At 52.3% G+C, this 12,314-nt stretch carries 7 protein-coding genes; 4 read left to right on the top strand and 3 right to left on the bottom strand.

All coding sequences use genetic code 11. The features are described 5' to 3' along the window. The first annotated feature begins 556 nt into the window (after window positions 1–556). The 3 genes from F384_RS03815 to F384_RS03805 all read left to right on the top strand — a co-directional run bounded on the left by F384_RS03815 (window position 557) and on the right by F384_RS03805 (window position 5,606). On the top strand, window positions 557–2,917 hold the full coding sequence (locus F384_RS03815; RefSeq protein ID WP_080950049.1) for an autotransporter outer membrane beta-barrel domain-containing protein: 2,361 nt from the start codon (window positions 557–559) through the stop codon (window positions 2,915–2,917). A 90-nt stretch (window positions 2,918–3,007) separates the two neighbouring features. Continuing rightward, on the top strand, window positions 3,008–4,150 hold the full coding sequence (locus tag F384_RS03810; RefSeq protein WP_046477745.1) for a glycosyltransferase family 4 protein: 1,143 nt from the start codon (window positions 3,008–3,010) through the stop codon (window positions 4,148–4,150). Between the two features lie 193 nt (window positions 4,151–4,343). Next, window positions 4,344–5,606, top strand: coding sequence for a DUF1479 domain-containing protein (locus F384_RS03805; RefSeq protein WP_046477742.1), 1,263 nt, complete (start codon window positions 4,344–4,346; stop codon window positions 5,604–5,606). 57 nt (window positions 5,607–5,663) lie between these two features. Here F384_RS03805 and F384_RS03800 read toward each other — a convergent pair whose 3' ends face one another. Further along, window positions 5,664–7,259: an ABC-F family ATPase gene (locus F384_RS03800; RefSeq protein ID WP_042320412.1), complete on the bottom strand. Its 1,596-nt coding sequence runs from the start codon at window positions 7,257–7,259 to the stop codon at window positions 5,664–5,666. Between the two features lie 217 nt (window positions 7,260–7,476). Here F384_RS03800 and ldtB point away from each other — a divergent pair, with 217 nt between their 5' ends. After that, window positions 7,477–8,397 carry a L,D-transpeptidase gene (ldtB, locus tag F384_RS03795; RefSeq protein WP_046477740.1) on the top strand — a complete coding sequence of 307 codons (921 nt, stop codon included), beginning with the start codon at window positions 7,477–7,479 and terminating at the stop codon, window positions 8,395–8,397. A gap of 48 nt (window positions 8,398–8,445) precedes the next feature. Here ldtB and F384_RS03790 read toward each other — a convergent pair whose 3' ends face one another. Both F384_RS03790 and F384_RS03785 read right to left on the bottom strand, forming a co-directional pair. After that, on the bottom strand, window positions 8,446–9,060 hold the full coding sequence (locus F384_RS03790) for a TetR/AcrR family transcriptional regulator (RefSeq protein ID WP_046477738.1): 615 nt from the start codon (window positions 9,058–9,060) through the stop codon (window positions 8,446–8,448). 33 nt (window positions 9,061–9,093) lie between these two features. Continuing rightward, window positions 9,094–12,189: an efflux RND transporter permease subunit gene (locus F384_RS03785; RefSeq protein ID WP_046477736.1), complete on the bottom strand. Its 3,096-nt coding sequence runs from the start codon at window positions 12,187–12,189 to the stop codon at window positions 9,094–9,096. Between the last annotated feature and the right edge of the window lie 125 nt (window positions 12,190–12,314).

The following is a 12,314-nucleotide window of genomic DNA, read 5'->3' as shown; positions in this document are numbered from 1 at the left end:
AAATTCTTAACCCTGTTGAACTCCTGTCGCGATTTAATTTATAAAAAACCTCTCTAACAATCACTTTACAATAAGTGATGGCGTTATATTTTAGCCGGACAATCAATATCGACGTAAGAAAAAATTCATCACTAACTCACTGATAAACATATAAAATAACTAACAATATAAATAATGTGATATTTACTTTATTTTCATGAACGCACAAATCATTTAGACTATTAATTGACAAGCAGAAAGCGTTGTTTACCCCGCTTATTAAATGTTAAATTTTTTATTATAATTTAACCATTATGGACAAGTTAACATGGATTACACTCTGAAATTACACCAGGTCAGGAACCTTACTCTCCTTTCGAGAAAATTTAATAAGACTTTTCTCGCCAGCGCCATTTTATTAGCAGCCCACTCTGCTTATGCGGATGACTGTGATAACCTGGCGTGGCAAACTGGAGTGAGTTGCGTACAAAACGGTAGTCAATTAAATATTAATATTCAGGCAGATATTGACAGCCCTACCCCTTACCCCGCCTACTCATTCAACGCTCAAAACGGGATGCAGTCTGATAACGTCGTCATCTCTCTGGACGCGGGTAAGACAATTACGGCCGATCAGAATGGGATACTGGCGCAAGGCAATCCCCATGCTCTTGACGAAATAGAAGTCAGCACATCGGGAAACATCTATACCGGTAAGATAACCGATAGCGATGCGGCGGATCCGCTTGGGCCGATTACTGGCCCCTCTGGCGGCATCATTTTTGATAAAACCAATGTCCGGGATACGCAGCATGCCGGGGTTTATCTGTCCGGGACATCAGGCGGGGTATTAGCTCTCGGCTCAGTGCTTCAGCAGTCCGGAAGCCAGATTGTTAACAACAGCGCGAGTAAAGATACCGCGGCTATCTATTCGCAGGCGCTGGAATCGCGGATTACCAGCTCAGGCGTGATTCGTTCCCAGGTCGGTGATGCCATTCGCCTGGAAAGCACCCCGCCTGAATATACCTATTCCAGCGGCGGTTACATCATTGTCGATCCGCAGGGCGTGTTTGATGTTCACCTGAAAGCCGACAGCGTTGTCGAAGGGGGAAGCGAAGGCGCGGGTATCAAAACCACAGGGGGAACGCAGTCCACTGTGCAAATCGATCAGGGCGCTACGCTTGGCGCGCTATCCGATGTGGCGATCGACGTAGCAGGCTTTGACGGTTTTTATTTGCGCGATCCCGCCATGCTCAATTCGCCGCTAGACAGTACCCATTATAGCGGAGCAGAAACCCGTATCGTTAACGCAGGGACCATGACGGGCGTCGTACGCCTCTCCAGCGGTCAGGATACGGTGATTAACGAGTCTACGGGTGTCTGGAACGTGCGACAGTGGTCTGATTCGGATCGCGACGGTACCCGGGATACGGTCGCTGCGGTGGCAACCAGTGATTTTGGTGGAGGAACGACGGAACTGGATAACCGTGGCGTGATTTCCCTCACCGCGCGCCCGGATGGAACAGCCAATCATGCGCTGTTTGATAACCTGCCAACATTGCGAAATCAGGGTAGCCTGCAGTTAACCAACAATGTCGCGGGCGATCGCTTTACCCTTAACGGGGATTATGTCGGAGTCGGCGGCGTTATTGCGCTTGATACGGTTCTGGGTGACGACAACTCACTGACCGACCAGCTCATTATTAACGGCTCAACGTCAGGGCAAAGCGTGCTGTCCATCAATAATCTCGGTGGCACCGGGGCGCAAACCCGTGAAGGCATAAAAGTCATTGAGGTCAATGGCGATTCATCGGGTGTGTTCACGCAGAGCGGGCGTATTGTCGGTGGAGCATATGAATACTATTTACACAAAAATAGTCTCAGCGTTCAGGATGGCGACTGGTACTTACGCTCCGAACTGCCTTCGGTCACGCCGGATCCCCAGACTCCCGACCCCGTACAACGTCCGGAAATCGGCAGCTATATGTTTAACCACATGGCTGCCAATACCCTCTTCCAGACGCGTCTTCACGATCGCCTCGGTGAAGCGCAGTATACCGATGCGTTAACCGGTGAACAGACAACCAGCCTGTGGCTTCGTCAGGTCGGTGGGCATAACCGTTCTCAGGACAGCGCTGGTCAGTTTAAAAACCAGGGAAATCGCTATGTCGCGCAAATGGGTGGTGACATTGCGCAGTGGAGTTCCGATCAACGGGATCGCTGGCATCTGGGTATCATGGCGGGCTACGCCCGACAAAGTAACAATACCGAATCCAGATACTCACATTATCAATCCAAAAGCTCAGTCGAAGGCTATAGCGCAGGTTTGTACGGAACCTGGTATGCCAACGATGAGAAGAAAACCGGGAGCTATGTCGATAGCTGGGTACTCTATAACTGGTTTGATAACGAAGTGAAAGGCGATCAACTGGCGACCGAGAAGTATAAATCTCGCGGCATTACCGCCTCTGTAGAAGCCGGTTATACTTTTGAATTAGGCAGCAGAGAAACCGATGCGGTGGGATATTACATCCAGCCTAAAGCCCAGCTAATCTGGATGGGCGTCAGATCCAGCGATCATACTGAACGCCAAAGTAGCGGCGGTTCCCGCGTCTCATTCGATGGCGATGGCAATCTTCAAAGTCGATTGGGTGTTCGCGCCTACCTGCAAGGACACAGCACGGCAGACAAGGGCAAAAATCGCGAGTTCCAACCCTTCATTGAAGCAAACTGGATCCATAACACTCGTGATTTTGGGGCAAGTATCAATGGCCAGGGGAATGAAATTGCCGGCACCCGCAATATTGGTGAAGCCAAAATTGGGGTTGAGGGACAACTCTCCCGACAGCTGGATATGTGGGGTAACGTGACGCAGCAAATCGGAAGCAGTGGTTACAGTGATACTCAGGCAATGATAGGGATCAAATACCGTTTCTAGCCAGTAGCAGGGTACCCAGGCAGACGGAGCGTGTTGTCCGTCTGCCTGCCTGTCGATTTATACCAAACGCATTTGATAACAGGAATGGTCATGCAACCACGCGTTTTAATTGTCACCACAGAAGCCCCTGATGTTCTGTTCAGTGGCCTGGGCTTTTTCAATCAGCATTTTTGGCAGGAATTAACGCGCCGTCGCTACCCTTTCAAGGTGTTATACCTGAACAATCAGAAAACCCGAGCGTCAACACTGGCCGATTATGAGATTGCCGTTGAACCTTCATTACCTTTTGACTCCTCCCTGGAATCACTGAGCCTGAATGTGGCCTGGAGTACGGCACAAAAAATTCAGCCCATACTCAATGACTTCAAACCCGATATCATCTCGGTGCACGAAAACTCGCCTCTATTACCGTTTTACTTTGAGTTACACAGAGTGCAATTTACGCTGCATTCCAGCTATATCGGCATGCAGCATTATCTGACCCGAACCCAGAAAGGGATGCAGCATTACTGGGAACAGCGAATCGCGGTACGTCAGAGCGGCGCGGTCGTTCTGCACAGCGACTGGGCACACCGTTCAATTATTCAGCACGTCTCCGCCGATATTGTTCCTCCCGATATCTTCCCAATCGGTGTCGATTTCGCCGATTACCCGGAAAAAAAAATCCGGCATCCGCAAGGAAAAGTGGTCATCAGCTTCTTCGGGCGATTCACTGATATTGTGAAAAACTTCCAGATTTTTCGTGAGTCGATCAATACGCTTCCAAAAGCGTATCGCAACCAGGTTGAAGCCCGGGTTTATGGGCCAGAGAAGATCCCTGACTACATGGAGAAAGAAGGTTTTAAAGGCCTGACATTTGTTCAGGGCGAGGAAAAAAAACGGGCTTTTGCGGAAACCGACATTGTGGTCTTCCCCAGCGTTCAGGAGAGTTTCGGCATTGTCGGACTGGAAGCCTTGCTCTCAAACTGCGCACTGATCGCGACACCAGGACTGGGTATGGATGCATACATGCCTTCTGAATACGCCTGCGAACCTACGGTGGCCGCGCTGCAACAGCGCATCATCCACTATCTCTCACAGGCTGAACAACTCCGCCGCGATCAGGATAATCAGGTGTTTCGCCAGAGCGTAAATAATCCGGAATACACGCTCAGTAACATGACGGAATCCTATATTGAAGTCTGGAAAAAGTTGCATCAAAAGTTAATGAGCGCAGCGACTCCCACGAAGTAAGTTGTTCCCCTGCCCTTTATGGCGCCGTCGTGCGCCACAATCCGTTCATTCATCCGGCCCCCGGATGCGTTGCCAGGACCCGCGGCGCGACGATCCCAACCAGCAAACATTTAAACTTGCATTAACTTTTTTATAACTTATATTATCAACTGTAAGTCAAATGAGTTTCGAATGAAAGTTATGCGAGGTGGTTATGGCTTTTACCTTCACAAGCGACACATTACCGGCCGATCACAAAGCGGCTATCCGTCAGATGAAGCAGGAACTGCGGGCGCAGCTTGGCGACGTTGAGCAGATCTTCGGTCAGATTAGCGATGCCATTGCCGCCCGCGTGGCAGAAATCAACGCGCTTAAAGCACAGGGCGCGCCGGTCTGGCCTGAGCTGTCTTATGCCGATATCAGCGCTGGCACGATCACGGCACAACAGCGTGAACAGATCAAACGCCGCGGCTGTGCGGTCATCAAAGGTCACTTCCCGCGTGAGCAGGCGCTGGCCTGGGATCAGTCGATGCTGGACTATCTGGACCGCAACCACTTTGACGAGGTGTACAAAGGGCCTGGCGATAACTTTTTTGGCACCCTCTCCGCTTCGCGCCCGGAGATCTTTCCGATCTACTGGTCGCAGGCGCAAATGCAGGCACGCCAGAGTGAGGAAATGGCGAACGTGCAATCGTTCCTCAACCGTCTGTGGACCTTTGAGAGCGAGGGCAAGCAGTGGTTTAACCCGGATGTGAGCGTGATCTACCCGGACAGGATCCGCCGCCGTCCACCGGGCACCACCTCAAAAGGGCTGGGCGCGCACACCGATTCCGGCGCGCTGGAGCGCTGGTTGCTGCCGGCCTATCAGCGCGTTTTCGCCAGTGTCTTTAACGGCAACCTGGCGAAATACGATCCGTGGCATGCCGCTCATCGCACTGAGGTGGAAGAGTATACCGTGGATAACACCACTAAATGTTCGGTGTTCCGCACCTTCCAGGGCTGGACCGCGCTGTCGGATATGCTGCCCGGTCAGGGCTTGCTGCATGTCGTGCCCATTCCGGAAGCCATGGCCTATGTGCTGTTACGTCCGCTGATGGATGATGTCCCGGAAGATGAACTGTGTGGCGTGGCGCCAGGGCGGGTGCTGCCGGTATCCGAACAGTGGCATCCCCTGTTGATTGAGGCGCTCACCAGCATTCCGCAACTGGAAGCCGGCGATTCCGTCTGGTGGCATTGCGATGTGATTCACGCCGTGGCGCCGGTCGACAATCAGCAGGGCTGGGGAAATGTGATGTACATACCCGCTGCCCCTCTGTGCGAGAAGAATCTGGCCTATGCGCACAAAGTGAAAGCGGCGCTGGAAAAAGGGACATCGCCGGGTGATTTCCCGCGTGAGGATTACGAAACAAACTGGGAAGGACGCTTTACGCTGGCAGATTTGAATATCCACGGCAAGCGCGCGCTGGGGATGGTGTAATGCAAAAACGTGACAGGTGTGTTGGTTACACCTGTCACGTTTAAGACGGCGGGAAAATTACCCGTCGATGCCTTTGCTGCGCAGATAATCTTCGTAGTTACCGCTGAAGTCCACCACGCGCTCAGGGGTAATTTCCAGCACCCGGGTCGCCAGTGAACTCACAAATTCACGGTCGTGAGAAACGAAGATCAGGGTTCCCTGATACATTTCCAGCGCCATGTTCAGCGATTCGATGGATTCCATATCAAGGTGGTTGGTCGGTTCGTCCATCACCAGAATGTTTGGCTTCTGCATCATCAGTTTACCAAACAGCATACGACCCTTTTCACCACCCGAAAGGACCTTCGCCGGCTTTTTGATGTCGTCCTGGCTGAACAGCAGACGACCGAGGATGCTGCGCACCGCCTGTTCGTCATCGCCTTCCTGTTTCCACTGACTCATCCAGTCGAAGACCGTCAGATCGTTTTCAAACTCGTATTCGTGATCCTGCGCGTAGTAGCCAATGCGCGCGTTTTCAGACCATTTCACCGTACCGCTATCGGCGTCCAGATCGCCCACCAGCGTTTTCAGCAGCGTTGATTTACCCACGCCGTTGGTTCCCAGTACCGCCAGCTTTTCACCAACTTCCAGCAGCAGGTTAACCCCTTTGAACAACGGGCCGTTATCAAAGCCTTTGCTGAGCGCTTCCACTTCCAGCGCGTTACGGAACAGTTTCTTGTCCTGCTCGAAGCGGATAAACGGGTTCTGACGGCTGGAGGCCTTCACTTCGTCGAGTTTGATTTTATCAATCTGACGGGCGCGAGACGTCGCCTGACGTGATTTAGAGGCGTTGGCGCTAAAACGGCTAACGAAGGATTGCAGGTCGGCAATCTGCGCTTTTTTCTTGGCGTTATCCGCCAGCAGACGTTCACGCGCCTGAGTCGCGGCGGTCATGTATTCGTCGTAGTTGCCCGGATAGATACGCAGTTCGCCGTAGTCAAGGTCCGCCATGTGCGTGCACACCATGTTCAGGAAGTGACGGTCGTGCGAAATGATGATCATGGTGCTGTCACGTTCGTTCAGCACCTGCTCCAGCCAACGGATGGTATCGATGTCCAGGTTGTTGGTTGGTTCGTCGAGCAGCAGAATATCCGGGTTGGAAAACAGCGCCTGCGCCAGCAGCACACGTAACTTCCAGCCTGGGGCGACTTCGCTCATCGGGCCGTAGTGTTGCTCTACCGGGATCCCCACGCCGAGCAGCAGTTCACCGGCGCGCGCTTCAGCAGAGTAACCATCCATCTCACCGTATTTCACTTCCAGATCGGCCACTTTGTAGCCATCTTCTTCGCTCATCTCCGGTAACGCATAGATGCGATCGCGCTCCTGCTTCACTTCCCACAGCTCACCGTGGCCCATGATGACAGTGTCGAGTACCGTGAACTCTTCAAAAGCGAACTGATCCTGGCGCAGCTTACCGATACGCTCGTTGGGATCGAGAGAAACGTTACCCAGCGTCGGTTCGAGGTCGCCGCCGAGAATTTTCATAAAGGTGGATTTACCGCTACCGTTAGCGCCAATCAGGCCGTAACGGTTGCCGCCGCCAAATTTGACGGAAATGTTTTCGAACAGCGGCTTACTGCCGAACTGCATGGTGACGTTGCTGGAAACTAACACGGACGTATCCTAAAGAATATGTGACAAACCTCATATTATGCCACAAGTCTTAAATAAGATCGCGCCCTGTCGCAAACGGCTACACTGGGGGAACAGGAAAAAAATGTGATTTCGTACACATCTGAATTCCCTGTTAACGGGAATGCACATATAATGCGCTCCCAACACTACAGAATTCTCAACCCAACAGCCTGCCAGGCAATGAATCTCGCATAACATGAATATGAAATTAACAACGTTTTTCGCGGCAGCACTCGCGGTAGTCGGCTTTTGCAGTACCGCATCCGCTGTCACCTATCCTCTGCCAACGGATGGTAGTCGCGTCATTGGTCAGAATCAGGTCATCACCATCCCGGAAGGTAACTCGCAGCCGCTGGAGTATTTTGCTGCTGAATACCAGATGGGGCTTTCCAACATGCTGGAAGCCAACCCGGGCGTGGATACCTTCCTGCCGAAAGGCGGCACCGTGCTGAACATTCCGCAGCAGTTGATTCTGCCGGACACCGTGCATGAAGGCATCGTGATCAACAGCGCGGAAATGCGTCTGTACTACTACCCGAAAGGCACGAATACCGTGATCGTCCTGCCAATCGGTATCGGCCAGTTAGGTAAAGACACGCCAATCAACTGGACCACCAAAGTAGAACGTAAGAAAGCCGGCCCGACCTGGACGCCAACCGCGAAAATGCACGCTGAATATCGTGCCGCAGGTGAACCGCTGCCCGCCGTCGTGCCTGCCGGTCCGGATAACCCGATGGGTCTGTATGCCCTGTACATTGGCCGTCTGTACGCCATTCACGGTACTAACGCAAACTTCGGTATCGGCCTGCGCGTGAGCCACGGCTGTGTGCGTCTGCGTAATGAAGACATCAAATTCCTGTTCCAGAATGTGCCTGTCGGGACGCGCGTACAGTTTATCGATGAACCGGTAAAAGCAACGACTGAGCCAGATGGCAGCCGTTACATTGAAGTTCACAACCCGCTGTCGACCACCGAAGCGCAGTTTGAAGGCGGCGAAATCGTACCGATCACGCTGTCGAAGAGCATTCAGAACATCACTAACCAGCCTGATGTTGACCAGAACGTGGTGGAACAGGCGGTTCAGAACCGTTCAGGGATGCCCGTTCGTTTGAACTGATTGTTTTGTACTGATTAATGAAAAAGGGCTCATCCACTGAGCCCTTTTTTAATGGTAGCGCCAGGCGATAAGAAAGGTGTTAACCGCCGAGTGCGCAAGTTGCTCCAGCCCACGGCTATCCAACGGTTGCTGATCAATCAATGCGCCCGGGAATGAGTATCCCATTATCGCACCGAGAAAGGCGGTCGCCTGAAGTGTCGGATTATCGAGCTGTATTCTCCCCTGCTCCTGATACTGCTTCAGTATTTCTGCCAGCGCCTGTAAAACGCGCCCTGTTGGACGCTGCTTAAGCGAGGCGTAAAGCTCTGGTTTCTGTACCAGAACCTGAATTAACAACCGCTGAAAATGGATATGCTCAGGGGCATAGAAGTGTTCTTGCACCACTTTCGCAAAGCCGAGCAGTAATGCAGGTAAATCGTCCGCGTTATCGGTCACCATCTTCTGGAGCGGCGGTTGCATTCTGTCATTGAGAAATGAAAACGCTTCAACCAGCAGAGCGTCTTTGCCTCCAGGGAAATGGCTATACAGTGTAGGCCTGGAGATCCCGGCGGTGGCGACGATGGCGTCCAGCGACACATCAAGCCCCTGCTCAAGAAAAAGATCACAGGCAGCCTGTAAAATGCGAGGGCGCGCTTTCATCGGACGCCCACGTTGATTGGCCATTAAAACTGTCCTTAATGATTTATCGATGACATCTTACTTCTTCAGATACCGTAATCCTTGTCGAATAAGGATGAAAAACAGCGGCACAAAAAGCAGCGTTAATACCGTACCTGAAAGCATTCCCCCAATGACGGCGGTACCGATCTCTATTCGGCTGGCTGCCCCCGCACCGGTAGAGAGTACCAGAGGGATAACGCCTGCCACAAATGCCAGTGAGGTCATGATGATGGGCCGCAGACGTAACCTTGCTCCCTCATACGCCGCTTGCGTGATATCAAGACCATCGGCGATACGCGACTGCGCAAACTCAACAATCAAAATCGCGTTTTTTGCCGACAATCCCATGGTGGTCAATACGCCAACCTGGAAATAAATATCGTTATTGAATCCGACGAGCATTGAGGCTGTCACCGCCCCCAGAATTCCCAGTGGGATTATCAACATAACAGCCAATGGAATTGACCAGCTTTCATACAAAGCAGCAAGACAGAGAAAAATAAAAATGAGTGACGCCATGTACATCCAGAGAGTCTGCGCGGACGACGCGTTTTCTTGATACGACAAGCCACTCCACTGCAACCCCAGACCGGGCATTTCCTCTACCTTCTCTGCCATCACGTCCATCGCATGACCCGAACTGGTGCCTGCTGCGGCATTCCCCTGAAATTGTACCGCAGGTAACCCATTAAAGCGTTGCAGCATCTGCTGACCCGTTGTCCATCTGAATGACGCGAAACTCGCGACAGAGGCCATGTTGCCACTCGCGCCTTTCACGAACCAGGCGGCAAGATTCTCAGGGTTTGCACGCCACTCGGCATCCCCCTGCATATACACCTTTTTAACACGTCCGCGATCGAGAAAATCATTGATATAAACACCGCCCAGCGCAGCGGAAAGCGTTTCATTGATATCTGCGTGAACAACGCCCTGCGCACCGGCTTTCAGTGGATCAATGTCAACCTGTAGCTGTGCCTTTTCTTCCAGGCTGTTAATTCTGACCGCCGTGAGATATTCACTGGCACCGGCCTGACGTAAAAGCGTCTGCTGCGCCTGCAGGAGCGTTTCATATCCGCTGGCCGATTGATCCTGAAGCCACATTTCAAATCCGCTGGACTGTCCAAGCCCCCGCACGGTAGGCGGGGACATCGCGTTGATCGATGCCAGAGGGACCGTTTTGAAGTAGTCGTTCGCACGGGAAATGATCGCTCTGGCACTATTGTGTTCCCCGACTCGCCTGTCCCAGTGCTTTAATTCGGCAAAAGCCATTCCGACATTTTGGCCGCTACCCGCATTATTGCGTCCCGTGACCATGAAGATAACGCTGAGATTATCTTTCTCTTGCGTCAGAAAATAATCGGTAATGGCATCACCCACGCGTTGGGTCATGGAGAGTGGCGATCCGGTTGGGAGGGTAAACTGAATCATCACCGCCCCCTGATCCTCATCAGGAAGAAAACCGGTCGGCAACCGTTGATATTCCCACACCATAAACAGCACCAGTAACGTCGCAATCATGCATGAACGTAGGGGGCGCGAAACAATCCGTCGCAGCGTGGCTAAATAACCCTGCTGGCTCTTTTCCACTCCCTGGTTAAAACCGCTAAAAAAGCGCCCCTTCTTCGAGTGCTCTTTTTTCAGCAAATGGGCGCAGAGGGTCGGCGTCAATGTTAACGCCACCAGCGCGGAGAGTGTCATTGCCGCCGCGATGGTTACGGTAAACTGACGGTAAATAATCCCCACGGAACCGCCAAAGAAAGCCATGGGAATGAAAACGGCAGCTAATACCAGCGCGATACCAATCAGCGCACTGGTGATTTCCCTCATTGAATGCAGTGTCGCTTCCGTGGGCGTCATATCTTCTTCGGCCATCACACGCTCAACATTTTCGACCACCACAATAGCGTCATCCACTAACAGGCCGATCGCCAGTATCATGGCAAAAAGAGTCAGGGTATTCATGTTGTAGCCCAGGACACTTAACATACCGAACGTACCGAGCAGGACGACCGGCACGGTGATCGCGGGAATAAAGGTGGCGCGCCAGTTTTGCAAAAACAGATACATCACCACAATCACAAGGAAGATGGCTTCAATTAACGTCCATACGACGCCTTCAATAGAAACGGTCACAAACGGCGTACTGTCACGCGGGTAAGCACTGATCACACCCTGCGGAAACAGCGCACTGAGACGCTCAACTTCAGCGCGAACCTTTTCAGCTGTCGCCAGGGCATTCGCCCCTGAAGCCAGTTGAATGGAAATCCCGGCGGCCGGAAAGCCGTTGAGGGTCGTCTGGTTCTGATAGTTTTCTGCCCCTAACTCTATACGGGCAACATCACGTAAATAGATGACAGACCCATCACTATTAATACGAACAACAATGTTTTCAAATTGTTTGACCGTTTCAAGTCGCGACTGCGCCATCACGGTCGCATTGAGGTATTGTCCCTCTACTGCAGGCAGTGAGCCTATCTCCCCTCCGGTGACCTGGGCGTTCTGAGCTTCAATAGCAGCCCGGATATCAGACGGCATCAACCCGTAACTGGTGAGTTTGTAAGGATCCAACCAGATGCGCATCGCATACTGCGCGCCAAAAACGGTAGTTTCGCCAACGCCATCAACCCGACTGAGGGGATCCTGCAATGTGCTAATGAGAAAATCGTTAAGATCCAGACTGCTGAGTTGCCGGGTTTCATCATAAAGCGCGACCACCATCAGGCTATCCCCCTGCGATTTGGTCACGGTAATCCCCTGCTGCTGCACTTCGGGCGGCAGGCGTGTTATCGCCTGGTTGACCGCGTTTTGAACCTGGACCTGCGCCATGTCGGGATTTATCCCCTGATTAAAGCTGAGGCTGATTCGGGCCTGGCCGGCGGAACTGCTGCTTGATGAGAAATAGAGTAGCCCGTCAATCCCTTTAATCTGTTGCTCCAGCACCTGGGTGATGCTGTCCTCAACGCTCTGGGCAGATGCCCCAGGGTAGTTCGCTGTGATATTCACCCCCGGAGGAGCAATATCGGGATACTGTTCAACGGGCAGCAGAAACAGCGCAAGCGTCCCTGCGGCCATGATTGAAATGGCCATCACTGCGGAAAAAACAGGTCGGATAACAAAAAAACGCGCCAACATGAGCCACTTCCCCCATCCGGGTCTGCTGAACAAAGGCCGCACAAGCCGAAACTCTGGTGTCCGTTATCTGCTCAGCGCATTTAATCACCATTTATTTACTTTATAGTAAAGTAAATAAATAGATC

It is taken from the genome of Citrobacter amalonaticus Y19 (assembly GCF_000981805.1).
GTDB lineage: Bacteria > Pseudomonadota > Gammaproteobacteria > Enterobacterales > Enterobacteriaceae > Citrobacter_A > Citrobacter_A amalonaticus_C.
The sequence above is the reverse complement of the archived record's forward strand: the minus strand, read 5'-3'. Positions and strand labels throughout refer to the sequence as shown.

Excerpts from the sequence above, each read along its gene's own strand:
- F384_RS03815 (WP_080950049.1), top strand. The coding sequence starts at position 557 with ATGCAGTCTGATAACGTCGTCATCTCTCTGGACGCGGGTAAGACAATT.
- F384_RS03810 (WP_046477745.1), top strand. The coding sequence starts at position 3,008 with ATGCAACCACGCGTTTTAATTGTCACCACAGAAGCCCCTGATGTTCTG.
- F384_RS03805 (WP_046477742.1), top strand. The coding sequence starts at position 4,344 with ATGGCTTTTACCTTCACAAGCGACACATTACCGGCCGATCACAAAGCG.
- ldtB (WP_046477740.1), top strand. The coding sequence starts at position 7,477 with ATGAATATGAAATTAACAACGTTTTTCGCGGCAGCACTCGCGGTAGTC.
- F384_RS03790 (WP_046477738.1), bottom strand. The coding sequence starts at position 9,060 with ATGGCCAATCAACGTGGGCGTCCGATGAAAGCGCGCCCTCGCATTTTA.
- F384_RS03785 (WP_046477736.1), bottom strand. The coding sequence starts at position 12,189 with ATGTTGGCGCGTTTTTTTGTTATCCGACCTGTTTTTTCCGCAGTGATG.